We start from the raw sequence: 23,546 nt of genomic DNA on the forward strand, positions 1-23,546 counted from the left end.
ATCGTCATTTATAGGAGTTGCTATGGCAAGTACAATCGAGTGGAGAGAAACCAGAGTTGAATTTGATCGATATTCTCTTCAGATAGATTTACCAAATCGTGAAAGTAAGGACTTTCCTAGAAAGGAAGAGTTAGGTTCAATTAAAATTGGAGATAAAAGGTTCGATGAGGGGGCAAACTCCATAACTGCAATAGACAAGTATTGGGATTTTAATGGAGGTATTTTCAAAGCCGTGGATGGTACTCTGAACATTAAAATTAGGTTTAGAAAAGTTCCTACGAACAAAAAAATTGATGCAACTAACCATCATGAATTAGGTCACTTACTGCTGGAAATGCTTGCCGCTTCAGGGGTTACCATCCCTGACAATACAACAAATGAGTTCATTAATGATAATAAGTGGGTTTCATATAGACTTTCTGGGAAGCAAGACTTCTTAGTTTATGTTTATCCACTTAATAACCAATACTATCTGCAAGTCCAAGCTAATTTTATTAGTAATACGAAAGGTGAAAGTTCAAGTTGGCGTCATGAAGCTGAAGATATGTTTAATGCAGTATTAAACTCAGTAAAAATTGGTAGAAACTGATATAGCTGACTTATTATCTGTAGTATTCGTTTTCAAGAAACCAGAGTCGGCTGGTTTGCTTTGAGGTCAAAGCTAGAACCGATTGAAATACAACTCGATTGGCAGCAATATAGTCTTTATGTGTACTAGCTCAAATCTAAACTGACAGTCACCGATTGAAAAACGGGTAACTGTCAGATCTAGTCGGAACTAATTCACATGAGGCACAAATATTCTGACGAGAGAAAGTGTTTATTTTTTGGGAACCCCTTACAATAGGCTTTAGTATGCCCTTAGTTTAGGGAAGATTTACAGCTCCTTTTAGATTTTTAGGCTACCAGCAAGGCACGGGCCGTGAGGCCGATACCCAGGGTGATCACCACGCTGAGTAGAGTCCCCAACATCACGTATTCGGTGAGCTGCTTATCCTTGGCGTTGGTTAAATCGCCAAAGCGAAAGACCGACTTGGCGGCAAGCACAAATCCCACGCCAGCCAACTCGTCGATAATGATAAAGGTCAGCATAAGCAGCCGCTCCAACAGGCCTATGCTGTGCCCTGCCTGTGGCAGCGTTGTTGTCTTATCACCGGCGATGCTGGCAGGCAGGTGCCAGCGCTCAAGCAGCATACGAATGGCCACGGAGCTGGGATTAAGCACCAATAAATAGGCGAGCAGGAGCACATAGGTGTTGCTGTGCATTAGCTGAGCGCTAAACCATTGGCCGAGGAGTTCGGTGTCCGTTAGGTAACAGCTGAGCGCCACCAGAATCAGAATATGCGCCCCTTGATCGATAATAAAGGGCACAAAACCATGCTTGCTGTAGGATTTTGCGACATCAATCAACCAGTGACTCGCCATGATAATTGCCGTGGCCGCCAGGACGGGGAGCCATTCACCCAGGCCATAATAACACTCCCACACCCACAATAAGGCGCCGCTCAGCGCGCCGTGCACCAACATATGTAGCGCTAACTTAGGGGATTTAAAATGGCGTTCATTGCGCTGCATCACCCAGCTTAAGGGCTGCAAATAGAAATCAGCGATTACATGGGCCAACAACAGCGCTAACAGCAGCGCAATTTGTTCATTCATGCGTGTGCTCCTTGGCGGCGACCGCGAGAAATTCATCGAGCAAATGATATTGCCCGGCATTGAGTAATTTAGTGACATTGGCCCGTGAGCTGCCCATTTGAGCAGCGATGGCGGCATGATCTTGGTGTTCCAGCCAGTGATACCAGTACAGGGCCTGGGCCTGCTTTTGGCTGGTGTGGCTAACCAGGTGGTCAACGAAGCGGATGTTTAAGGCAAAGCTGGCGCTCAGGGGCTCCTCATAGAGGCTCAGGCTCAGGCGCTTGTTTTTAATCGTATCCAGCCCCTTGCCGGAGAGCAGCAGAGCGGCCCCTGTGGCGGTTTTTACATCCTGGCGGTAGTTATCAATTGGCCCCCGCGCCTCGCTAATGCGGGCATCTAGCCCATGGCTGCGTAGATAAAGGCGTAACATTAGTGTCGCCTGCAAAGGAACCGGAGTCTTGCCGAGAATACATTGAAACGCATCGCCACGGTAAATATTGAAGTGCCCATCGAAGCGCTCGCACAGGGCCCGCAAGCCTTGCTCCAGGGTATAAAGCAGGCCGTCATATTCTGGCCCCGCCTGCTTGCTGGAGCCGACAATATCGCCGCTTAGTACTGTGTAGTGCGTTGTGGACATAGGTTTCCATACAGTTTGGTTACTTGATTAAAAGTAACTTAAAATGGTTACATTTAATTTTGTAACTGAATATAGTTACTTAACCTTGAAAGTACAAGCTTTGCCTTATTTTTGCCAGGGACGTCTGTATTTTAGGTGCTTTTTGCCAGGCGCTTATAATTAGCTAATAACAAAGATATCAGATAGTTATACCCCTAAGGGGAATTTTGTTGGGAAATTTCAAAAAAGTTAATGACAACGCTGTCATTAATTGGGTAACATAATTTCAACATGATTCAGTAGGTGGTTACCGGCAAAGTGGCGTCAGCGATACTTTATCCCGGTTAAGTAAGGAATAGAGGTCTGGTAATGAGGGTAGACGCGACAACGCAGGAGCAGCTATTTATCGGTATTGACGGTGGGGGAACCAAATGCCGGGCGACCATCTATAGCCCCACTCAAGGAGTCTTGGGCACGGGGTTGGGTGGGCCTGCCAATCCCTTACATGGATTGGAGCGGACCCTGGAGTCGATCATGGTGTCGACTCAGCAGGCGCTGCGCGATGCCGGTATGAGCTTGCACCGTGTTCATGAGCTGGTGGCCGGTTTAGGCCTGGCCGGGGTCAACTTGCCAAGTCTGTATGAGCAAATCAGTGATTGGCAGCATCCCTTTAAAAAAATGTACCTGACCACGGATTTACACACCGCCTGTATTGGCGCCCATGAAGGGCAGGATGGGGCGGTGATCATTACCGGCACTGGTTCATGCGGCTTTGTCACCGTCCAGGGCAAGAGCAAAAGCTATGGAGGCCATGGGTTTGCCCAGGGCGATAAGGGCAGTGGTGCCTGGCTGGGGCTTGAAGCCCTTAAGGCGGTTTTGCTCGACCTCGATGGCCTGGGGCCACATACCCAACTTACGGCTATGTTTACCTTACACTTTAATACGCAGTCGGCGATGGCGATTGCCGAACAAATGGCAGGCCAACCCTCGAGTAGTTATGCTAAATTGGCACGTATGGTCCTCGATGCGGCGCAACAGGGCGATGCTCTGGCGAGTGCGATAGTTAAAGATGGAGCCCGTTATATCAGCATGATGGCCAAGCGCTTGTTGGCGTTTGAGCCGCCGCGTTTATCCATGATAGGCGGTTTGGCAGAGCCCTTACAGCCGTGGCTGGATGCGGACCTTGCCGCGCGCGTCGCACCGCCAAAACAGCCTCCGGAACTAGGAGCTGTCTATTTTGCGCAGCAATCATTAGCACAAGAATAACCTGGAACGAGTCACTTACAAATAAGAGTAACTGGTTACCACAAAGCCTAAGGGTATCAATACCATGAACACAAGCTACCATGCCCAGCGTTTATTTGATGGTGAACGCTTTTTGACTAACGTCTACTTTCAGGTGCGTGCGGGGAAAGTGCATTTTTTAACGCAGCCGCAAGAGCAGGCTGTCCGGCTTGAGGGCTTGGTTGCGCCCGGTTTTATCGATGTTCAGGTCAACGGCGGGGGCGGGGCGTTTTTTAATGCCGAGCCCAACCTAGCCTGTCTCCAGCAAATGGTACAGGCCCACGGTCAATATGGCACCACGGCCATGATGCCGACGCTGATCACCGATGATATTAAGGTGATGGGGGCGGCGGCCGATGCCGTTGCTCAGGCTATCAGCGCTCAGGTGCCGGGCATTGCCGGCGTGCATTTTGAAGGCCCACATTTAAGCCTGCCCAAAAAAGGCACCCACAGTGAACAATTTATTCGTGCGATCAGCACCGCAGAAATGGCCATTTATGAGCGCGACGATCTGGGCCTGAAAATGCTGACCCTGGCGCCGGAGAATGTCAGTACCGCCGACATCAAACGCCTGGTTGCCATGAAGGTTAAGGTCTCTCTGGGTCATACCAATGCGGATTACGCTACCACCATGGCGGCTCTTGATGCCGGCGCCGATGGCTTCACTCATTTATTTAATGCCATGTCTCCCTTTACCTCCCGTGAGCCGGGCGTGGTGGGCGCGGCTTTGTGGCATGACAACAGCTGGTGCGGGCTAATCGTGGATGGTCATCATCTTCACCCGGACTCCGCCAAGTTGGCTATTCGGACCAAGCAACGCGGCAAAATCATGCTGGTGACCGATGCCATGCCGCCGGTCGGTACCGACGCCACCGAGTTTGATTTCTTTGATGGTCGCAAGGTGTACCGCACCGGCGATCGTTTGAATTCCAGCACAGGTGAGCTGGCGGGCAGTGTGCTTGATATGGCCAGCGCCGTGCGCAATACGGTCAATACCCTGGATATCAGCCTGGGCGAAGCGCTGCGAATGGCCTCCCTTTATCCAGCGCACTACTTGGGTTTGCAGCGTACCAAGGGACGTCTGTTAGAAGGCTTTGATGCCGACTTTGTGGTGCTTGACGAGCACCTGCAGGCACAGGTGACCTACCTGGGCGGGCAATTAGCTTAACATTTCCTCCCTAAGACCCCGCATGCGGTAGCGCGGGGGCTTTTTACCGAGTATTTAATTGCCCCTGGCAAGTAGTGAGAAGATATGGCGACAACTGACACGGTTAAAAAGAAGCAACGCCTGGCCTCTTTGGATGCCTTACGCGGCTTTGATATGTTTTGGATCCTCGGCGGTCAGGGCATTTTCGCCGCACTTTTGGTGTTAACGGGTTGGCAAGGCTGGAAAGCATTCGAGGCGCATACGCTGCACTCTTCCTGGCATGGCTTCACCTTTTACGATCTGATTTTTCCGCTCTTTATATTTTTATCGGGCGTGGCCATGGGCTTAAGCCCTAAACGCATCGACCATTTACCCGTTAATGAGCGACGACCCTATTACCAAAAGGCTCTCAAACGACTCATCATGCTGTGTGCTTTTGGCGTGCTCTATAACCATGGTTGGGGCACCGGCATGCCTATGGCGCTGGATGAAATCCGCTATGCCAGCGTGCTTGGACGCATTGCCATTGCCTGGTTTATTGCCGCCATGCTAGTCTGGCACACCTCTATGCGCACTCAGGTGATGGTGGTCGTTGGCATCTTAGTGGGTTATTGGCTTTGGCTTTGTTTTATTCCCGTGCCCGGCGGGGTTGCCGGTGATCTAAGTGCGCCGGGCAGCTGGAACGCCTGGGTTGACCAACGCCTGTTACCGGGAATTACTTATCAAAATAGGCCGGTTGATCCTGAGGGACTATTGTCGAATATTCCCGCGGTGGCCAACGCCATGCTGGGAGTCTTTGCCGGGCGTCTGATTGCTCAAGCGCAAGAGCGTGGGCAGTGGCGAATTACCGCTATATTGCTGGGCTGCGGGCTTGTTAGCCTGCTCTTGGGCTGGCTATGGGACGGTATTTTTCCTGTTAACAAAGAGCTTTGGACCAGCTCCTTTGTGCTGGTGACCGTGGGCTGGAGTGCCGTGTTGCTGGCGGTATTCTACGCCTTGGTTGATGTCCTGGGTCTTCAACGGTGGGCTTATCCCTTTGCGATTATCGGCGCTAATTCCATCATTATTTACCTGGCCTCAAGCCTGGTGAGCTGGAGCCATGTATCGAAAAGCCTGTTTGGCGGCGTGATACGTGCCGTCCCTGAGCCTTGGCAGCCCTTGGTTGGTGTAATAGCGCTGCTGGGCGTACAGTTGCTGGTGCTACACTGGATGTATCGACGCAAGATCTTTGTCAGTGTCTAAGCCTTTATCCAGAGTAGGTAACAGCGAACAAAGCTAAAACAAAAATCCATGCCTGTTTCGTCGCTTTGGCTTTACAAGGGGAAATGAAAAAGGTAAAAATGACAGCGTTGTCATAATGGTGTGACCTAATAACCATCCCTATTAGGCGCTGATCTATGGTCAGGGGCCAATTGCACGGAGCGCTTGACCATAGATACCATTTTTTTCAACTTTAACAACGAGCTAGACATGCAAATTGTGATTCTAAAAGACGCGGCGGCGGTTGCTCACTATGGCTGTGAGCTGTTTGCGGCGCAGTTAAACAAACAGCCTGCCTCGGTATTGGGTTTAGCGACCGGTTCAACGCCCGTGGCCTTGTATCAAAACCTGATCAAGCTAAACCAGCAAGGGGATATAAGCTTTGCCCAGGCGCAGAGTTTTAACCTCGATGAATACCTGGGCTTGCCCGGTGAACATCCGCAAAGTTACCGCTACTTTATGAATCAGCAGTTGTTTAATCATATTGATATCGATATTAACAACACCCATGTGCCGCCAGGCAATGCGGACGATCCATTGACCGCGTGCGAGCAGTACGAGCGGCAAATAGCCGAGGCAGGTGGGATTGATTTGCAACTGCTTGGCATAGGTCGCAACGGCCATATTGGCTTTAATGAACCCTCGTCCGGCTTGACCTCACGTACCCGGGTAAAAACCCTGACCAAAGCAACCATTGCCGATAATGCGCGCTTCTTTGCCGAGGGCGAATACCAGCCCCATTTATCCATCACCATGGGTATAGGCACCATATTGGATGCCAAAAAGGTGGTATTACTGGCAACTGGCGAGAGTAAGGCTGCGGCCATTGCCGCCACGGTCGAAGGGCCGCTCAGTGCCGCTTGCCCGGCATCGGCGCTGCAAATGCATCAAAATGCGGTGCTGGTGATAGATGAAGCAGCGGCAAGTAAGTTGGCGGATGTGGATTTCTACAAACATATTGAAGCCGAAAACCAAAAGCTGTTAAAGCGCCTTGGCAAAAGATAACTTCTTCATTAGCTAGATTAAAAAGCCCTAATTAGGGCTTTTTTTGTCGCTGTCGATAGGCCGCAAATATGCTAGGGTAGAGGCATTCGATTTTTTGGCCCGTGTTTAGATTTAGATGTTGCAATACTCCCAGTTGCCCCTCGACCGTCACTCCAGTGACCGCAAAGACCCAAATTGGCTTATTAACAAGCGCCAAGGTGGGCGTTATGTGCTTATCAATAACGACCATAATTTGTTTGTTCCAGACTCACCCATCGCTGCTTTTGTCGATTATCAAGCCGTAAAAGAGTTTGATGTGGATAATGCCATCTATCTGGGCGAGCACGAGCAGCAGCATTACTTCGCCCTGGATGTCAGTGCACCGCTGGCCGAGATAAAGCAGTTCGCCGGCCATGAATTCGTTGATATCCGCAAGTATGGACCCGTGGTTGATGCCCATGATGCGGCCATTTTAGTGCTGGCTCGGGGCCTGTGCCACTGGCATAAAACTCACACATTTTGTGGTCGCTGCGGCACCCAAAACTTTGTCGCCGAGGCCGGTCATGCGCGTAAATGCAGCAATAAGAACTGTCGCCACTTAACCTTCCCAAGAACCGACCCTGCGGTGATCATGTTGGTTCATTATCCCTTTAGCGATGGTATTGAGCGTTGCTTATTGGGCCGTCAGGCGAGTTGGCCTCAAGGCGTTTATTCTACCTTGGCCGGATTTGTAGACCCGGGTGAAACGCTCGAAGCCGCCGTGGCCCGTGAGGTGATGGAAGAGGCGGGGGTGGAGGTGGAAAACCCCAGGTATATCGCCTCTCAGCCGTGGCCTTTTCCCAGCTCTTTAATGCTCGGCTATATGGCCAAAGCAAAAAGCACAGATATCTTTGTTGACCAGGACGAGCTCAGCGAGGCGAGATGGTTTTCCCGTCAGGAGCTGCGCGATTTTGGTAACTGGGGGGACGAGGGCGAGCATTTCAAATTGCCCCGTCAGGACTCTATCTCACGGTTTTTGATCGACTCTTGGATAGCACAGAATGAGGACCAGGAATGAAAAAAGAAACGCAGCTGATCGCCGCCGGGCGCAGTAAAAAGTACACTCAGGGGGGTGTGAACCCTGTATTGCAGCGGGCATCCACCGTGGTATTCGACAGCGTGGCCGAATTTAAAGAAGCGGCTAAAAATTGCGGTAATCGCGCCTTATTTTACGGTCGTCGCGGCACCAATACCCATTTTGCCCTGCAAGAAGCCATTGCCGAGCTAGAAGGCGGCGCCGGCTGTGCCTTGTATCCAAGCGGCGCGGCAGCCATTGCCAATACGCTGTTGTCATTTGTGAAGGCCGGGGATCATATCCTGATGATGGATACCGCTTATGAGCCAACCCGTGACTTTTGCAATAAGGTTCTGAGCGGACTAGGCGTAAGCACTACCTATTACGATCCCATGATAGGCGCAGGCATAAGCGAACTAATTCAGGACAACACCCGAGTGCTGTTTATGGAGTCTCCCGGGTCCATCACCATGGAGGTACAGGATGTGCCGGCCCTGGTTAAGGTGGCCAAGGAGCATGGCTTAATTACCATGCTCGATAATACGTACGGCAATGGCCTGCAGTTTCGCCCCTTGGATCACGGCGTCGATATTAGTATCCAGGCCGCCACCAAATATATTGTTGGCCACAGCGATGTGATGATGGGTGTCAGTGTTGCCAACGAGCGCTACTGGCCCACCTTGCGTGAGCAATCCTACCTGCTTGGTCAGTGCTGCAGCGCCGACGATGCTTATATGGCGCTGCGCGGTTTGCGCACCATGGCGGTGCGTTTGGCACAGCATGAGCAGGCGGCGCTAACGGTGGCAAACTGGATAAGCACCCACCCGCTGGTTGACCATGTGCGTCATCCGGCGTTACCAAGCTGTCCTGGGCATGAGCACTTTAAGCGTGATTTTCACGGCAGCAATGGTTTGTTCTCCGTGGTAATGAAAAAGGGCAATCAGCAGGCGCTGGATGCTTTGGTTGAAGCCTTGCATCACTTTAAAATGGGCTTTTCCTGGGGCGGGTATGAGAGTTTGATCACCACGGGGCTGACCATGGCGCCGCTGCGCAGCGTGACCGGTTGGGCGCATGGGCCGATTATTCGCCTGCATATTGGCTTAGAGAATGTGGATGACCTGATAGAGGATCTGAGTCAGGGTCTGGATGTGTATGCTAAGGTTTGTGCTCAGGCTTAGCCCACAAGCCGTAGACTTTACTGAAACATCTTTTTACAAGCGCTCATACTTTTGAGCGCTTTTTTCATTTATAGTGGTAAGCAACTAATAATACCAATTGCATTAAATAGATGGTCTATTATGGCGTCAGATAAATGGCCCAATGACAAGGCGAAAATTTCAGTATGTAGTTGTTCTACATCTGTAATTTTAAACGATGTAAGTGGGTTATTTAGCTCGCAAGAATGATAAGAACTTTAATAAAATTGGTATAATAATAAGGATAACGCCATGGACCCTGTGCGTATCGGCAAGCTTATGCAGTTTGAGCTAGCGCGGCATTTTTTAACTAAGAAAGCCTGGCTGGCACTGTTGGCCTTTGCCCTGGTGTGGCTGATGATTTACCGCTATGGCGTGTATGAAGCGGTGAATATCTTGGCTCAGCCGGAGTTTGAGCAGTTTATTTTAGCCGTGTTTGGCAACCTAGGTCTGCAAAGCCTGTTGCATTGGCCCGATGCCGAGATGGCGGTGTATTGCCTAATCGCCATGATCACCTTTCCGCCCTTTATCATCTATTTGTGCAGCGATCAGTTTGTCAGTGACCGTGAGCGCGGCACTCTGCGCTTTATTGCCTTGCGGGCCACACGCCTGGAAATAGTACTGGGACGTTTTTTCGGTCATGCCCTCAGTACCGCATTCTTAATTGCCATTAGTTTGTGTGGGGCGCTTATTTTGGTGGCGCTGCGCGATATCAGTATTCTTCCACAAGCGCTTTGGCATGCCTTGCAGTTTGAACTTCTGCTGCTGGTGAATTTAATGCCCTTTATTGCCCTGATGTCCTTGCTCAATACCGTGGCACGCTCATCGCGAATGGCGCTGATTTACGTGATTTTACTCTACACCCTGGGCTTACTGATCTTATCCATCTTGCAGGTGAAACTGGGTGTGCCCGAGGCGCTGGATTATTTGTTCCCCGGTGAGCCGCTCGACCAAATTGCCACCTTACGCCCGCCTTTAATGAGTGCGGTGTTGTGGCCGTTAGTGCAAACGGGGCTCTTCCTGGGGCTTGGCTTTTATAAATTTCAGCGAGGCAGTTTATGAGTTTGCTAATAGAAGCGAAGGGCATCAGTCATTTTTTTGGTGCCAAGCAAGCGCTGCAAGATGTGAATATCGAGTTGGCGGCGGGCAAACCTATAGCCCTGGTCGGCCCTAATGGTGCCGGTAAGACCACCTTGTTCAGCATGATATGCGGTTATTTGCAACCAAGCCAGGGGGAGATCCGAGTGCTTGGCCATAAGCCGGGCAGTGCGGCTCTGTTCGGCCAGCTTTCGGCGCTGCCACAAGATGCTTTACTCAGTCCGGATTTTAGCGTTGGTGAACAGCTAGGTCTGTTTGCGCGGCTGCAAGGGTTTAGTCGTGCCAAGGCGCGCAGCGAATGCGAGCGGGTATTGGAACTGGTGAACCTGTCCGAGACCCTCAATAACCGCCCCAATGAACTGTCACACGGCATGAAAAAGCGCATCTGTATCGCTCAGGCGCTGATCGGCTCACCTAAACTGGTGATGCTCGATGAAGCCACCGCCGGTCTCGATCCGGTCAATGCCAGGGCTATTCGCGAGTTGGTGAGTATGCACAGCGACCACACCACCTTTGTGCTCAGTTCTCATGATTTGTCCGAGCTCGAACGTTTGTGTGACCGCGTCTTGTATTTACGCCAGGGGCAACTGGCAACTCACGAACTTAATCAAGGCGGTGCGCAGCTTCGCTATCTTACCCTGCAATTGCGTGAACAAGATGAGCAGGTGTTAGCGCACCTGAACGCCCTTGATCAAGTTGTTGAGGTGAGTAATAGTCAACGTAATGAATTTGTGATTGGCTACAAACATCTGGCTGACACCGAGGCCATGGATATTCAGGTGCTAAGATTATGTCATCAGCAAGGATGGCAATACCGGGCGCTGGTCAATGGCCACACACTCGAAAACCAACTTTTTGCAACAGGAGCCTAATATGGGACTTTTAAGTGGATTAATGGGAAATGCCAGTGAAGTGGACGGCGAGGAGCTGGAAGCCCTGCTCGAAGAAATTCTGGCTCCGGGAGAGAACCTGGAAAAGGCTTACAAGGTGATCCGTGATTTATTCTTGTTTACCAACAAACGCTTAATCTTGGTGGACAAACAAGGGATGACGGGATCAAAAATGGAGGTGCTCAGCATTCCTTACGGGAAGATCACCAAGTTCAGTAAAGAAAGCGCCGGCCACTTTGATATGGATGCGGAGCTGAAGATCTGGATAGGCTCGGATAAGGAGCCGTTGACAAAGAACTTTAAGGCCGGTGACAACATTAATGAGGTTTATCGAATATTGTCACGCTACGCTTTGTAAGAATTTGTACCTATATCTAACAATACCTAACATTTATTTAAAACAATCAAATGGTTAGTTAAGTTATAATTCAGTTCAGCGGCGCTAGAGTGGCGCTGCTTTATTTAGATATAGGGAAATCTATTATGAAAAAACTAACTGTTGCCATCGCATCTGTACTTTTCTCAGGCGCTGCATTCGCCCAATCTTATCAGTCGATCACCGACCTTGAATACGTTAACTTCGACTCTGATGACTTTGTTTCTTTAAGCTCTAAGTACTATTTCGCGCCTAAGCAAGTACTTGGCCCGCTGGATCAGTTTGAATACATCAACAAAACAACCAATGTATATGGCGGTCTTGCTGATAGTGACTTTGCCACTAGCTACAATGTAGGCGGTGAATACTTCTACAATAGCTTTGTATTTGGCGCATCATACATCACCACTGACTACGACGACTTCGGTGACATCGATGGTTACACACTAAGCCTGGGTTACCTGGTAAACGACAACCTGTTGTTCAAGGTTGAGCGTGAAGATTATGAACAGGCAAGCGACGTTTTCTACTTTTCAGGTCAATACAATCACCAGCTAAACGCTACCGATTACATCGGTTTCACTGCAAAAGTTGATGACGGATTCGATCATCGTGAAGTAAGTGCAAAATACTTTAAAGATCTGCAGCATGGTAACTACCTAACGATTGAAGGGACATTTATCGATATTGAAGATGGAGACAGCTACTGGCAGCTTGGCTCTAGCTACTACTTCAGCAAAGCAACCTCTGCATTCGTTCAGTTTGATGAAGAAGACAACTATGGCTTCGGTGCTAAGCACTTCTTCACTACCAACTTTGCTGTGACTGCCGGTTATGGTAATAACTGGGATGACTCAGACCTAGATCAGTACTACCTAAAAGCGACGGCGCAGTTCTAATCTGCTCGGGATTCTAGGAATAAAAAAAGCCGCGATTATCGCGGCTTTTTTGTTATTTAACAGTAGCTTATTACCAGCCGCACTGACGGCCTTTGTTTTGCTCATCAAGGTAAGCTTGAAGCGGGGCAAAGTAATCAAGGATGGCTGTGGCATCCATTTCTTCTTTACCCGTCACGCTGGCCAGGGCTTCTTGCCATGGGCGGCTTGAACCCATCTCTAGCATGGCATTGAGCTTTTCACCTGCTTCTTTTGAGTTATAGACCGAACAGCGGTGAATCGCTTCTTTATTTCCGGCGATTTCGCACAGACTACGATGGAAATCGAACTGCAGAATATGCGCTAGGAAATAGCGAGTGTAGGGCGTATTGCCAGGAACATGGTATTTCGCACCGGGATCAAAGTCGGCTTCTGAGCGGGCGATAGGCGCTTGCACACCTTGGTATTTCTCACGCAGTTCCCACCAGGCTTTGTTGTACTCGGCAGGTGTAATTTCACCTGAGAATACCTTCCAGCGCCATTGGTCTACTAACAGACCGAAAGGAATAAAGGCAACCTTATCCAGCGCCATTTTCATCAGCAGGCCGATGTCTTTCGACTCATCTGGCACTTCATCAAGCAGGCCAATTTCTTTTAGGTAAGCCGGAGTTACGGATAGCGCGATGGTGTCACCAATGGCCTCGTGGAAACCATCGTTGGCGCTTTCCTGGTAGTACAGCGGCTGCGTATTATAGGCGCGTTGATAGAAGTTGTGGCCTAGCTCGTGGTGAATAACTGAGAATTCTTCACCGGTGCGCTGAATACACATCTTAATACGCAAATCGTCCTTGCTGTCGATGTTCCAGGCCGAGGCATGACATTGTACATCGCGGTCCTGCGGCTTAGTAAATAAGGAGCGCTCGTAGAAGGTTTGTGGTAGCGGTGCAAAGCCCATAGAAGTGAAGAACTTCTCCGCACCTTTGACCATCTTGATCTCGTCATAGTTGTGCTTGGCGAGTAGCTCGGTGACATCATAACCTGGATCGGCATTTTCCGGTGCAACCACATCATAAATGTTGCCCCAGGTTTGCGCCCACATATTACCTAGTAGGTGAGCTGGGATGGGTTGATCTTGCGGTACCTTGTCTTCGCCGTACTTTTCGCCCAATTTGGCGCGCACATGGCAGTGCAGTGAATCATAGAGCGGCTTTACCTGGCCCCATATGCGATCCAGCTCTTTGGCGAAGTCATCGGCCGGCATATCGTATTTGCTACGCCACATGGCGCCGGTATCGGCATAACCCAGCTCCTGGGCGCCTTCGTTGGTAAGCGCCACTTGCTGCTCGTAAAGAGGGCGCATGGGTCTAGAGACCTGACGCCAGCCTTGCCATAAATCCAGCAGCTCGTTGTAATCACGGCTGGTGGCCATGGTGGCGGTCATCTCGCCCAGACTTAAACAGGTACCGTCTTCTTTACAATATTTGCCTTTGCCATATAAACCGCCTAACTCGGCGACTAACTGCGACAGCTTAGCCGTTTTCTCGGCGTCCTGCGGAGCAGGCAGGGTTAAGGCGAGTTTCAGCTTGTCGAGCTTACGACGCGCATCGTAGTCGAGCTCTAAGTCATCAAACTTGGCCGCTTCATTGGCAAGGCGCACCACGGTTTCGGTCATCTTACGGTTTACTTCGGCAGAAAGCTCGGCGGTATCATGGGTAATGAAGTTGGCGTAAATCCACTCGGCGCGGCTTGACTCCAGATAGAGTGCCGCTAGGTCCTGCTCGGTTTTTTCTAAGAAACGCTCGGCATCGGCGGCACTAACCTGAGTCTGGGCAACACCTTGTTGTTTTGTTTCTGCGGTGTTGGCTTCTGAGCAGGCAGTTAGGCCTAACGCTGCACAGACAACCAAGGCGCTTAAGCTTGGTTTAAATGGCAATATGGTCATGAAGATTCCTCTTGTTGTTAGACCCGGGTTCATTAACCCGGTTAAAGCAGCAGAATAATAGCAGTGCGTTGCGAATTGGTACAATGCAGATGTCGCAAATGATTGTAAATCTTGATAGTTCGTCCCATACTGAGGGCTAAGATCGAGTATCAAGGAACAAAGCGATGAGTTGGTTATTTATCCTTATTTTGGTCGCCATTATTGTGGTGTTTGGGGTGCGTGATATTCGTATGAATATTATTACCCGGCCGGTGTTTAAATGGTTTAAAAAAGCGTTGCCGCCGTTATCGCAAACCGAGCGCGATGCCATGGAAGCGGGGGATATCTGGTGGGATGGCGAACTCTTTCGCGGCAATCCCAACTGGCATACCCTACACCAATATGCCACCACCAAACTCTCCAGCGAAGAGCGTGAGTTTATCGACAATCAGGTAGCCACCCTGTGCGGTATGCTCAATGACGATGAGATCACCCAAAACCAGGATTTAAGTGAACCCGTCTGGCAATACCTTAAAGACCAAGGTTTTTTTGCCCTGATCATTCCAAAAGAGCACGGTGGCCATGAATTTTCTGCCTTAGCGAACTCCACCATAGTGGCAAAAATTGCCACCAAAAGCTTAAGTGCAGCAGTGACCGTGATGGTGCCCAATAGTTTAGGACCAGCGGAGCTGTTACTGCACTACGGCACCCTGGATCAGCAGAACCATTGGCTACCCAAGCTGGCCAAGGGCGAGGAGTTGCCTTGTTTTGCCCTGACCGCGCCTGATGCGGGTTCAGATGCCGGGGCCATCCCGGATACGGGTATTGTTTGTAAAGGCGACTACCAGGGCGAAGAAGTAATTGGCTTAAGGTTAAATTGGTCAAAACGCTATATCACCTTGGCACCCAAGGCCACGGTATTGGGGCTGGCATTTAAGATGTTTGACCCGGATGGCCTTTTGGGACACACCAAAAATATCGGCATTACCTGCGCCCTGATCCCCACAGAGCATCCGGGCGTGAAGACTGGTATGCGTCATAAGCCGATGAATATGGGGTTTCTTAATGGCACCACCACGGGTGAGGACGTATTTATTCCCCTTGATTGGATTATTGGCGGTGAAGTGCAAGCCGGCAACGGTTGGCGCATGTTGGTCGAGTGCTTATCCGCAGGACGGGGCATTTCCCTACCTGCACTTAGCACGGCTACCGGGCATTTATGCGCCCGTACCAGTGGTGCTTACGCGGCGCTGCGCCAACAATTTGGTGTGGCCATCGGTGAGTTTGAAGGGGTGCAAGAAGCGCTTGCACGTATTGGTGGCTTAACCTATCAACTGGAGGCTGCTCGTGTCTTGACCGCGACGGCTATAGACCAGAAGCTCAGCCCAGCGGTGATCACCGCCATCGCCAAATACCATATGACGGAAATGGGCCGTCAGGTCATTAATGATGCCCTGGATATTCATGCCGGTAAGGGTATTCAAATGGGGCCAACGAACTATTTGGCGCACTGCTATATGGGTACGCCGGTGTCGATCACCGTAGAGGGCGCGAATATTCTCACGCGTAACCTGATGATCTTCGGTCAGGGTGCTATCCGCTGCCACCCTTATGTACTTGATGAAATGGCCGCCGCCGCAAACGAAGACGGTGAAAAAGGGGTGAAGGAGTTCGATCCCCTGTTGTGCCAACATATCCTCTATAGCGCTGGCAACGGGGCCATGGCCTTTGTTCATGCACTGAGTTGCAGCTATTTCGCAAGTACGCCTGTCGGTGGCGCGACGGCTCACTATTATCGCTATTTAGGTCGCTTCTCACGGGCGCTGGCATTTTGTGCCGACATCGCCATGCTGCGCTTTGGCGGTGAACTCAAGCGTAAAGAAATGCTCTCGGCCCGGTTGGGCGATGTATTGAGCCATCTCTACCTGGCCTCGGCGGTATTAAAGCGTTTTGAAGATGAGGGACATCAGCATGCCGACCTGCCTTTTGTTCAATACTCTGTGGAGCGTAGCCTGTATCTCTGTGCTAAGGCCTTCGATGAGTTTATTGCTAATGCCGGTGGATTGGCGCTGCGAGGCCTGCTGCGCCTAGTGGTTTTCCCGTTGGGCAATCATTTTAAAATGCCCAAAGACGAGGTCGCCAAAACGGTGGCTAAGCATATGACTCAGGTGGGGGTGGTGCGCGAGCGCTTAACCCACTTGTGTATGGTGGATGAAAATAATGGCACCGGCGTGCTTGAGGCGGCACTCGAAGCCCAGCATCAGGCGGCGTCGGCCTATAAGGCGTTTAATAAACTACGCAAAGAAAAAGAAATCCGTGGTTTAACCGTGGCGCAACAGCTTGACGATGCAGCCGAGAAAAATAAGCTCAGCGCCGAACAGTTAGCGCTCTTAAGACGGGCGGAGGAACTGAGGCAGCAGGTGATAGCCGTTGATGTTTTTGCCGCAGATGAATTTGTATAACGAAAAAGGGCCGAAAGGCCCTATTTTTATAAGTTTTTTCTCGTTGTTTTTGTTGGCCTAGCGGCCATAGGGGTCGGGGATAACTTCTGTCACCACCCAGGATATTCCGTCTCTGCTTAATTTTACACTGCGCATATCGTCGACCTTCTTACCCTGAAAGTCACCGGTGAACACCAGGTTGATGGTGGCATGATCCCCGTATTGCTCACGCACGCTCATTTCGGTGCGGTCGAGCTCAATACTAACCTGGTCAAATTGCATATTGAGCACGCTGCGGGTGAATTGCTCGGCGCTGCCATAGGCATACATGATACGGGTTAGTTTGGGGGCTGCGTGCTCGCTGGCTCGTTCCAGGCTATCGTGGTTAAAGAGAGCGAAAAAGTATTGACTGGCTACATAACCCGGGGAGTTAGGGTCGCCACTTATCTTGTCTTCTTGACCGCAGGCACTTAAAAGTACCAGTAACGAGGAGAATATAATGCGCTTCATACACTAGAGGTAAGATTGCTAAAAACTAAACGAAAGTGTGAAGTGCGGCGGTAGATAAGTAAAGAAAAAGGCGCCTAAGCGCCTTTTAATTACGAATAAAGAACCAGAACTTACGTTACTGTACCAATTCCTGGTCGCTAAACTCATCGGCAAACAGAGCACTGGATAGATAACGCTCAGCGGAGCTAGGTAAAATCACCACAATGTTTTTACCTGCGTTTTCCGGGCGCTCGGCAATGCGCTTGGCGGCCACTACGGCGGCGCCTGATGAAATGCCGGCAAGAATACCTTCGCGCTTCATCAGCTCATGGGCCATATCCATGGAGTCTTCATTGCTCACTTGTTCAACGCCATCGATCAATTCTAAATCCAGGTTTCCTGGAATAAAGCCGGCACCGATCCCCTGAATTTTATGGGGGCCAGGTTTAAGCTCTTCACCGGCCATGGTTTGGCTGATCACCGGTGAGTCGCTTGGTTCAACGGCGATAGACTTCACATCCAAGCCTTTTTCCTGCTTCAAATAGCGGCTCACACCCGTGATGGTACCACCGGTACCCACACCAGCGACAAAGAAGTCGATTTTGCCATCAAGGGCATCGTAGATTTCTGGGCCTGTGGTTTCGAAATGGATTTTTGGGTTCGCTGGGTTGTCGAACTGTTGCAATAAAATATATTTCGCAGGATCGCTATCGCGAATTTCTTTGGCTTTTTCGATAGCACCTTTCATGCCTTTAGCGCCATCGGTTAATACCAGGTTCGCACCGAGTGCTTTAAGCAGCTTGCGACGCTCTAAACTCATGGTGTTAGGCATGGTGAGAGTCAGCTTATAGCCACGAGAAGCGGCAACGAAGGCCAGGGCGATGCCCGTGTTACCCGAGGTAGGCTCAATCAGTTCTTTGTCTTTGGTTAGTTCGCCCGATTTTTCGGCTTCCCAAATCATGGACGCACCGATACGGCATTTAACACTAAAGCTGGGGTTACGCGCTTCGATTTTGGCGTAGACGTTGCCAGAGGTGACGCGGTTAAGTTTTACTAACGGGGTGTTTCCAATTGAAAGCGAATTATCTTCATAAATCTTTGACATATTCAGTACCTAGCTAAATGTGACCGTCTATTCGGTAATGCCTTCACTTTACTCTTTGAAGCGCAAAACTAAAGGAAAGATTAGCTATATCATATAGCCAATCGGTTATAACAGCAGGGTATAAAAATGACGCTTTATATATCTGATGTTATTGTGCTCTTTGCTTAACCCTAACGGGATTGAGCAATTTAATTCTGGCGCATGGGTTGGGGTTTCGCCAGTGGCTTGCGGTGGCACTTGTGAGGTATTTGAGGGCTTAAGTATACGGGCCTGCCTTTCCAGCCAAGGATAACAGGTACGAATTTGTCTAATTCTTACCCACCTAAAGAGTAATTGAACCGATTTATGCGTACATAAGTGTTAAAAGATGGTAAAACATTGGCATTGTTAAATTAGATTCTAATGTTATGAAGCTTATTGTTAAATTAATAGCCGGTATCCTTTTGGGGATTATTATTGGTGCCTTCGCACCAGAGGCGGTTGCACGGGTGTTGTATACGCTTAAAACCCTGATCGGCGAGCTGATTGGTTTTACCATTCCTTTGATTATCCTCTTCTATATCTGCTCGGGTATTGCCGGACTTCCCCGTGGAGCAAACCATTTGCTAGGTAAAACCGTGGGGTTTGCCTACGGTTCAACGGTGATTGCCGGTACTTGGCAACCCTGGTGATGATCTGGGCGGCGCCGCACCTAAGTGGCAGCATTAATTTTTCTGGCTCAGAAGAGAGCGCCCTAAAAAGCTTTATCGACATTAAAATTCCGCCCTTGTTGGGTGTGATGACGGCACTGGCCACCGCGTTCACCTTTGGTATTGCCATCAGCCAACGTCAGTTACGTGAGCTGCAAACGGTTGTTGACCAGGGACGTGAAGTGATTGATGCGCTGCTGGCCCGAGTAATTATTCCGGCACTCCCCTTTTATATTGCCGGTGTCTTTGCCGATATGACGGTAGCCGGTACCGTGGCCTCGACCTTGCAAACCTTTGCCGTGGTGTTGGCCATTGCCTTGATCATGCACTGGTTATGGTTAACCGTTTTGTATGTGGGTACCGGCATTCTGCTTGGCCGCTCGCCGCTAGAACTCATTAAGAACATGTTGCCAGCGTATTTAACCGCCTTAGGTACCATGTCCAGTGCAGCCACCATCCCAGTGTCGCTACAGGCAAGCAAAAACAATGGCGTGAAAGAAAATATAGCCAACTTCAGTGTGCCTCTGTGTGCCACCATCCACCTTTCAGGCTCGACCATCACCATAGTAACCTGTGCCATGGCGGTGATGGCGTTGTCGCCGGGTATGAGCGTGGGCGGGTTAACCGATATGCTGCCCTTTGTCTTTATGCTTGGTATCGTGATGATTGCAGCGCCAGGTGCACCAGGTGGTGCTGTAATGTCGGCATTGGGTCTGCTAACGAGCATGTTGGGCTTTAATGATGCGGCGATTGCGCTTATGATTGCCCTGTATTTAGCTCAAGACAGTTTTGGCACCGCCTGTAATGTAACCGGCGATGGCATCATAGCATTGTGGGTCGACCGTTTTTCTGTTAAAACAGAGGCTTGAGTAAGGTGTTTACAGGGACGCTCGGGCAACAAGGAGTCGCTTGAGCGTAGCTAAAGAGGGTAATCCCGTTGATTAATGTGTTACTAGTAGATGATCATGAACTGGTACGTACTGGCATTAGACGTATTCTTGATGATGTTCGTGGCTTTAAGGTAATAGGCGAAGCCAAGACCGGCGAAGAAGCGGTGCAGTTTTGCCGTCAGAATGCGCCTGATATTGTCTTAATGGATATGAATATGCCGGGTATTGGTGGCTTGGAAGCGACCAAGAAAATTTGCCGGTATTGCCCCGATGTGAAGGTCATCGTATTGACCGTGCACTGTGAAGACCCTTTCCCAAGCAAAGTGATGCAAATTGGTGCTCATGGTTACCTAACCAAGGGCGCCGGCCCGGAAGAGGTTATCAATGCGATCCGTGCCGTAAACTCGGGACAACGTTATATTGCCCCGGAAATTGCCCAGCAGATAGCCTTGGCACAGTTTAGCGGTCGCACCGATGAGAACCCGTTCCAAACCCTGTCAGATCGTGAGCTGCAAATTATGCTGATGATCACTAAGGGAGATAAGGCGCAAAGCATTGCCGAGCGCTTAAATTTGAGCTCTAAAACCGTCAACAGTTACCGTTATCGTATTTTCGAAAAACTCGCGGTAAATGGTGATGTAGAGCTGACACACTTGGCTATTCGCCATAAAATGATCGATATCGACAGCGATCACTGATCAAACCCTATGACCTTTGCTGCTGACCAGTTTCTTAAAACGGTCTCTGAAGAACCCGGCGTATACCGAATGCTCGATAAAGAAGAGCAGGTGATATACGTCGGTAAAGCGAAAAACCTAAAAAAGCGTCTTTCCAGTTATTTTCGTAAAACCGGTCTAGACACCAAGACCCAAGTTTTGGTGCGCAATATTTGCGATATTCAGGTCACCCTGACCAATACCGAAACCGAGGCCTTGCTGCTTGAAAATAACCTGATAAAAAAATATCAGCCGCGTTATAACATTCTGCTGCGTGACGACAAGTCGTACCCCTATATTCTGCTGACCAAGCATCAACACCCACGCTTAGCATTCCACCGCGGGGCTCGCAAAATAAAGGGCGAGTACTTTGGCCCATTTCCCAGTAGCAGTGCGGTGTCCGACAGCCTCAGGTTAATGCAAAAGTTGTTTCCTGTACGCCAGTGTGAAGATAGTTATTATAAGGCCCGCAGTCGGCCTTGTTTACAGTATCAACTAAAGCGCTGCAGTGCCCCCTGTGTGGGAAAAGTCAGTGATGAAGAATACGATGCCCAGGTAAACTTTGTACGTAAGTTTTTAGGCGGTAAATCTCAAGAGGTGATCGCCGAGTTGGTAGCGAAAATGGAGCAGGCCAGTGAGCAACTAGCCTTTGAAAAGGCGGCCAAGTATCGCGACCAAATTCAGTTGCTGCGCAAGGTGCAAGAACAACAATCTGTTTCGGGCAAGCATGCCGAGCTCGATGCCATCGGTTATTATTCTCATAATGGTTTGATTGCTATCCACATTCTAATGGTGCGCGATCACAAGGTATTGGGTAGTAAAACCCTTTATCCCAAGGTGCCTAAGGACAGCAGTGATGATGAAGTTTTGACCTCTTTCATTGCTCAGTACTACTGCACCCCCGGTGCCAGTGGACGCATCGCCAAGGAGCTGATCTTGCCCTTTGCCATCAATGAGCAAACCCAATTGGCAGCGGCCATGAGTGAACTCAAGTCCGCAATGGTTAAGCTGGTGACGGTGCAAAGGGGAGAGCGAGCCCAGTATCTACAGCTGGCCAATAAAAATGCCCGCAGTAGTCTGGAGGTTAAGCAAAGCACTCAGGATTCCATAAACAAACGCTATGCGCTGTTAAAAGATGCTCTGAATCTCGATGATATAACCCGTATGGAATGTTTCGACATCAGCCATACCATGGGTGAGAACACCGTAGCTTCGTGTGTGGTCTTTGACGCACAAGGGCCAAATAAGTCGCAATATCGCCGCTTTAACGTGACCGATATCACTCCCGGAGACGATTACGCGGCCATGGCCTTTGCCTTGAAAAAACGCTACTCCAAGCTAGTGGATGAAACCAAAATCCCCGATGTGATCTTTATCGATGGTGGTAAGGGACAGTTGAATCAGGCCGTAGAGTTCTTTAGTGATTGGCCGTTTGACAAGGAGCCCTTGCTTGTGGGAGTGGCCAAAGGCACTAGCCGCAAGCCTGGGTTGGAAACCTTATTAATCGATGCTGGGCGTAAAACCGTGAATCTAAGCAGTGATTCGCCGGCCTTACACCTAATTCAGCATATACGGGATGAGTCCCACCGTTTTGCCATCGCCGGGCATCGCAATAAGCGCCAGAAGCAACGTACTCGTTCGGTGCTCGAAGAGATCAGTGGTGTGGGCCAAAAACGGCGCCAGGCGCTGCTCAAATACCTAGGAGGAATGCAGGGAGTTAAGAATGCAACAAGGGAGCAGTTAAGCCAAGCTCCAGGGATCAGCCAAGCCATGGCTGAAAAGATATTTAACCATTTGCATGACAAGGCATAGCCCTTCGTGCGAATATTAATAAAAAGAAGACGCTAAGAACGCCTAGTAGTTATGTGGAACATTCCCAATACGTTAACAACCTTCAGGTTGTGCCTTATTCCGATTTTTTTAGTTATTTTTTATTTACCTTACCAATGGGCGTTTTTTGCAGCGGCATTTGTATTTTGGTTGGCATCGATCACCGATATTCTCGATGGATATTTGGCGCGACGTTTGAATCAATCCACTCCTTTTGGGGCTTTTCTTGACCCAGTGGCCGATAAGGTGATGGTGAGTGTCGCGTTAGTCGCTTTAGTGAGTCATTATCAAAGCGTCTGGATGACGGTGCCGGCGATCATTATCGTTTCGCGGGAAATTGTGATTTCGGCACTGCGTGAATGGATGGCCGAGCAGGGGAAACGTGGACAAGTCGCCGTATCCCAGCTTGGAAAAATCAAAACCGCAGCGCAGATGCTGGCCATTATTGGCTTAATTTGGCAGTTCCAGCCTTGGATGGTGAGTTTAAGCTATGTGCTGTTATACATTGCCACCTTGTTGACCTTCGGCTCCATGGTGCAATATTTAATGGCCGCACGTCATAGTTTATTGGCCAATAACGGCTAAATGTATAATTACACACCGTTTTAGATAAAATTTAAGCAAACGATTCAAAACTGACATTTTTTGTATTGACGCGTTTAATAATCTCTGTAGAATGCGTCGGTGTTGAGAGGGCGCTAGCCCAATCAAAGTAAAGCAGAAACCAAGTTTTTGCTGGGTGAGAGTTTCTCACCATAGGATGCGAGTATAGCTCAGCTGGTAGAGCGCAACCTTGCCAAGGTTGAGGTCACGAGTTCGAACCTCGTTACTCGCTCCAAACTTTGATGGCGGAATGGCAGAGTGGCCATGCAGCGGATTGCAAATCCGTCTACCTCGGTTCGACTCCGGGTTCCGCCTCCATTTTCTCAACATTTCCACATGCGCAAGCAACCCGATGCCCGGGTGGTGGAATTGGTAGACACAAGGGATTTAAAATCCCTCGCTGGTAACAGCGTGCCGGTTCAAGTCCGGCCCCGGGCACCATTT

At 49.8% G+C, this 23,546-nt stretch carries 20 protein-coding genes, 3 tRNA genes and 1 pseudogene; 19 read left to right on the forward strand and 5 right to left on the reverse strand.

The window, feature by feature from the left end:
* Nucleotides 1-22: 22 nt before the first annotated feature.
* Nucleotides 23-589 (forward strand): hypothetical protein, encoded by a 567-nt coding sequence (locus C2M36_RS09930; RefSeq protein WP_105254785.1) that lies wholly within the window; start codon nucleotides 23-25, stop codon nucleotides 587-589.
* 308 nt (nucleotides 590-897) lie between these two features.
* On the opposite strand, the gene C2M36_RS09935 is transcribed toward C2M36_RS09930, so the two are convergent.
* Together C2M36_RS09935 and C2M36_RS09940 are read right to left on the reverse strand one after the other, a co-directional pair.
* Nucleotides 898-1,659: a DUF3307 domain-containing protein gene (locus tag C2M36_RS09935; protein WP_105254786.1), complete on the reverse strand. Its 762-nt coding sequence runs from the start codon at nucleotides 1,657-1,659 to the stop codon at nucleotides 898-900.
* Nucleotides 1,652-2,275, reverse strand: a complete 624-nt coding sequence (locus C2M36_RS09940; protein WP_105254787.1) for a hypothetical protein — start codon at nucleotides 2,273-2,275, stop codon at nucleotides 1,652-1,654. The genes C2M36_RS09935 and C2M36_RS09940 overlap by 8 nt, the downstream gene beginning before the upstream one ends.
* A 348-nt stretch (nucleotides 2,276-2,623) precedes the next feature.
* Here C2M36_RS09940 and nagK point away from each other — a divergent pair, with 348 nt between their 5' ends.
* From nagK to C2M36_RS09990, 10 genes are all read left to right on the forward strand, one after another.
* Entirely contained in the window at nucleotides 2,624-3,520 is an 897-nt protein-coding gene (gene nagK, locus C2M36_RS09945) for an N-acetylglucosamine kinase (protein ID WP_105254788.1), read from the forward strand.
* Between the two features lie 64 nt (nucleotides 3,521-3,584).
* Entirely contained in the window at nucleotides 3,585-4,706 is a 1,122-nt protein-coding gene (gene nagA / locus C2M36_RS09950) for an N-acetylglucosamine-6-phosphate deacetylase (protein ID WP_105254789.1), read from the forward strand.
* An 84-nt stretch (nucleotides 4,707-4,790) separates the two neighbouring features.
* Nucleotides 4,791-5,927 (forward strand): transmembrane glucosamine N-acetyltransferase NagX, encoded by a 1,137-nt coding sequence (gene nagX / locus C2M36_RS09955; RefSeq protein ID WP_105254790.1) that lies wholly within the window; start codon nucleotides 4,791-4,793, stop codon nucleotides 5,925-5,927.
* 228 nt (nucleotides 5,928-6,155) lie between these two features.
* Nucleotides 6,156-6,950 (forward strand): glucosamine-6-phosphate deaminase, encoded by a 795-nt coding sequence (gene nagB, locus C2M36_RS09960; protein ID WP_105254810.1) that lies wholly within the window; start codon nucleotides 6,156-6,158, stop codon nucleotides 6,948-6,950.
* 115 nt (nucleotides 6,951-7,065) lie between these two features.
* Entirely contained in the window at nucleotides 7,066-7,986 is a 921-nt protein-coding gene (gene nudC, locus C2M36_RS09965) for an NAD(+) diphosphatase (RefSeq protein ID WP_105254791.1), read from the forward strand.
* On the forward strand, nucleotides 7,983-9,161 hold the full coding sequence (locus C2M36_RS09970; RefSeq protein WP_105254792.1) for a cystathionine beta-lyase: 1,179 nt from the start codon (nucleotides 7,983-7,985) through the stop codon (nucleotides 9,159-9,161). Before nudC ends, C2M36_RS09970 begins: the two co-directional genes overlap by 4 nt.
* A gap of 270 nt (nucleotides 9,162-9,431) precedes the next feature.
* Complete coding sequence (locus C2M36_RS09975; protein WP_105190708.1) at nucleotides 9,432-10,241, forward strand: ABC transporter permease; 810 nt, start codon at nucleotides 9,432-9,434, stop codon at nucleotides 10,239-10,241.
* The gene (locus tag C2M36_RS09980) at nucleotides 10,238-11,149 is read left to right on the forward strand and encodes an ABC transporter ATP-binding protein (RefSeq protein ID WP_105254793.1); all 912 of its coding nucleotides are present in this window, start codon (nucleotides 10,238-10,240) and stop codon (nucleotides 11,147-11,149) included. Before C2M36_RS09975 ends, C2M36_RS09980 begins: the two co-directional genes overlap by 4 nt.
* A 1-nt stretch (nucleotide 11,150) precedes the next feature.
* The gene (locus C2M36_RS09985; RefSeq protein WP_105254794.1) at nucleotides 11,151-11,525 is read left to right on the forward strand and encodes a PH domain-containing protein; all 375 of its coding nucleotides are present in this window, start codon (nucleotides 11,151-11,153) and stop codon (nucleotides 11,523-11,525) included.
* Between the two features lie 125 nt (nucleotides 11,526-11,650).
* On the forward strand, nucleotides 11,651-12,442 hold the full coding sequence (locus C2M36_RS09990) for a putative porin (RefSeq protein ID WP_105254795.1): 792 nt from the start codon (nucleotides 11,651-11,653) through the stop codon (nucleotides 12,440-12,442).
* Nucleotides 12,443-12,512: 70 nt separating this feature from the next.
* Here the strand turns inward: C2M36_RS09990 and C2M36_RS09995 are convergent, their stop codons facing one another.
* Entirely contained in the window at nucleotides 12,513-14,360 is a 1,848-nt protein-coding gene (locus C2M36_RS09995; RefSeq protein ID WP_199774896.1) for a M2 family metallopeptidase, read from the reverse strand.
* 164 nt (nucleotides 14,361-14,524) lie between these two features.
* Here C2M36_RS09995 and C2M36_RS10000 point away from each other — a divergent pair, with 164 nt between their 5' ends.
* Nucleotides 14,525-16,801: an acyl-CoA dehydrogenase gene (locus C2M36_RS10000; protein WP_105254796.1), complete on the forward strand. Its 2,277-nt coding sequence runs from the start codon at nucleotides 14,525-14,527 to the stop codon at nucleotides 16,799-16,801.
* Nucleotides 16,802-16,858: 57 nt separating this feature from the next.
* On the opposite strand, the gene C2M36_RS10005 is transcribed toward C2M36_RS10000, so the two are convergent.
* Together C2M36_RS10005 and cysK are read right to left on the reverse strand one after the other, a co-directional pair.
* On the reverse strand, nucleotides 16,859-17,290 hold the full coding sequence (locus C2M36_RS10005) for a hypothetical protein (protein WP_105254797.1): 432 nt from the start codon (nucleotides 17,288-17,290) through the stop codon (nucleotides 16,859-16,861).
* Nucleotides 17,291-17,405: 115 nt separating this feature from the next.
* On the reverse strand, nucleotides 17,406-18,374 hold the full coding sequence (gene cysK / locus C2M36_RS10010) for a cysteine synthase A (protein ID WP_105254798.1): 969 nt from the start codon (nucleotides 18,372-18,374) through the stop codon (nucleotides 17,406-17,408).
* 407 nt (nucleotides 18,375-18,781) lie between these two features.
* On the opposite strand from cysK, the pseudogene C2M36_RS10015 reads away from it, so the two are divergent.
* The 7 genes and pseudogenes from C2M36_RS10015 (at nucleotide 18,782) to C2M36_RS10045 (ending at nucleotide 23,543) form a co-directional block, all read left to right on the forward strand.
* Nucleotides 18,782-19,932 (forward strand): annotated as a pseudogene (locus C2M36_RS10015) (dicarboxylate/amino acid:cation symporter).
* Nucleotides 19,933-20,000: 68 nt separating this feature from the next.
* Complete coding sequence (gene uvrY, locus C2M36_RS10020) at nucleotides 20,001-20,651, forward strand: UvrY/SirA/GacA family response regulator transcription factor (RefSeq protein WP_105254799.1); 651 nt, start codon at nucleotides 20,001-20,003, stop codon at nucleotides 20,649-20,651.
* A gap of 9 nt (nucleotides 20,652-20,660) precedes the next feature.
* Nucleotides 20,661-22,481, forward strand: a complete 1,821-nt coding sequence (gene uvrC, locus C2M36_RS10025; protein ID WP_105254800.1) for an excinuclease ABC subunit UvrC — start codon at nucleotides 20,661-20,663, stop codon at nucleotides 22,479-22,481.
* Nucleotides 22,482-22,532: 51 nt separating this feature from the next.
* Nucleotides 22,533-23,084 (forward strand): CDP-diacylglycerol--glycerol-3-phosphate 3-phosphatidyltransferase, encoded by a 552-nt coding sequence (gene pgsA, locus C2M36_RS10030; protein ID WP_105254801.1) that lies wholly within the window; start codon nucleotides 22,533-22,535, stop codon nucleotides 23,082-23,084.
* Between the two features lie 177 nt (nucleotides 23,085-23,261).
* Nucleotides 23,262-23,337: transfer RNA gene (locus tag C2M36_RS10035), tRNA-Gly, on the forward strand.
* 9 nt (nucleotides 23,338-23,346) lie between these two features.
* Nucleotides 23,347-23,420, forward strand: a tRNA-Cys gene (locus C2M36_RS10040).
* Nucleotides 23,421-23,456: 36 nt separating this feature from the next.
* Nucleotides 23,457-23,543, forward strand: a tRNA-Leu gene (locus tag C2M36_RS10045).
* Nucleotides 23,544-23,546 lie beyond the last annotated feature (3 nt).

It is taken from the genome of Pseudoalteromonas sp. T1lg75, from assembly GCF_002964705.1.
Lineage (GTDB): Bacteria > Pseudomonadota > Gammaproteobacteria > Enterobacterales > Alteromonadaceae > Pseudoalteromonas.

What these genes read in the sequence shown, in the direction of transcription:
- C2M36_RS09930 (WP_105254785.1), top strand. Translation starts at nt 23, where the DNA reads ATGGCAAGTACAATCGAGTGGAGAGAAACCAGAGTTGAATTTGATCGA.
- C2M36_RS09935 (WP_105254786.1), bottom strand. Translation starts at nt 1,659, where the DNA reads ATGAATGAACAAATTGCGCTGCTGTTAGCGCTGTTGTTGGCCCATGTA.
- C2M36_RS09940 (WP_105254787.1), bottom strand. Translation starts at nt 2,275, where the DNA reads ATGTCCACAACGCACTACACAGTACTAAGCGGCGATATTGTCGGCTCC.
- nagK (WP_105254788.1), top strand. Translation starts at nt 2,624, where the DNA reads ATGAGGGTAGACGCGACAACGCAGGAGCAGCTATTTATCGGTATTGAC.
- nagA (WP_105254789.1), top strand. Translation starts at nt 3,585, where the DNA reads ATGAACACAAGCTACCATGCCCAGCGTTTATTTGATGGTGAACGCTTT.
- nagX (WP_105254790.1), top strand. Translation starts at nt 4,791, where the DNA reads ATGGCGACAACTGACACGGTTAAAAAGAAGCAACGCCTGGCCTCTTTG.
- nagB (WP_105254810.1), top strand. Translation starts at nt 6,156, where the DNA reads ATGCAAATTGTGATTCTAAAAGACGCGGCGGCGGTTGCTCACTATGGC.
- nudC (WP_105254791.1), top strand. Translation starts at nt 7,066, where the DNA reads ATGTTGCAATACTCCCAGTTGCCCCTCGACCGTCACTCCAGTGACCGC.
- C2M36_RS09970 (WP_105254792.1), top strand. Translation starts at nt 7,983, where the DNA reads ATGAAAAAAGAAACGCAGCTGATCGCCGCCGGGCGCAGTAAAAAGTAC.
- C2M36_RS09975 (WP_105190708.1), top strand. Translation starts at nt 9,432, where the DNA reads ATGGACCCTGTGCGTATCGGCAAGCTTATGCAGTTTGAGCTAGCGCGG.
- C2M36_RS09980 (WP_105254793.1), top strand. Translation starts at nt 10,238, where the DNA reads ATGAGTTTGCTAATAGAAGCGAAGGGCATCAGTCATTTTTTTGGTGCC.
- C2M36_RS09985 (WP_105254794.1), top strand. Translation starts at nt 11,151, where the DNA reads ATGGGACTTTTAAGTGGATTAATGGGAAATGCCAGTGAAGTGGACGGC.
- C2M36_RS09990 (WP_105254795.1), top strand. Translation starts at nt 11,651, where the DNA reads ATGAAAAAACTAACTGTTGCCATCGCATCTGTACTTTTCTCAGGCGCT.
- C2M36_RS09995 (WP_199774896.1), bottom strand. Translation starts at nt 14,360, where the DNA reads ATGACCATATTGCCATTTAAACCAAGCTTAAGCGCCTTGGTTGTCTGT.
- C2M36_RS10000 (WP_105254796.1), top strand. Translation starts at nt 14,525, where the DNA reads ATGAGTTGGTTATTTATCCTTATTTTGGTCGCCATTATTGTGGTGTTT.
- C2M36_RS10005 (WP_105254797.1), bottom strand. Translation starts at nt 17,290, where the DNA reads ATGAAGCGCATTATATTCTCCTCGTTACTGGTACTTTTAAGTGCCTGC.
- cysK (WP_105254798.1), bottom strand. Translation starts at nt 18,374, where the DNA reads ATGTCAAAGATTTATGAAGATAATTCGCTTTCAATTGGAAACACCCCG.
- uvrC (WP_105254800.1), top strand. Translation starts at nt 20,661, where the DNA reads ATGACCTTTGCTGCTGACCAGTTTCTTAAAACGGTCTCTGAAGAACCC.
- pgsA (WP_105254801.1), top strand. Translation starts at nt 22,533, where the DNA reads ATGTGGAACATTCCCAATACGTTAACAACCTTCAGGTTGTGCCTTATT.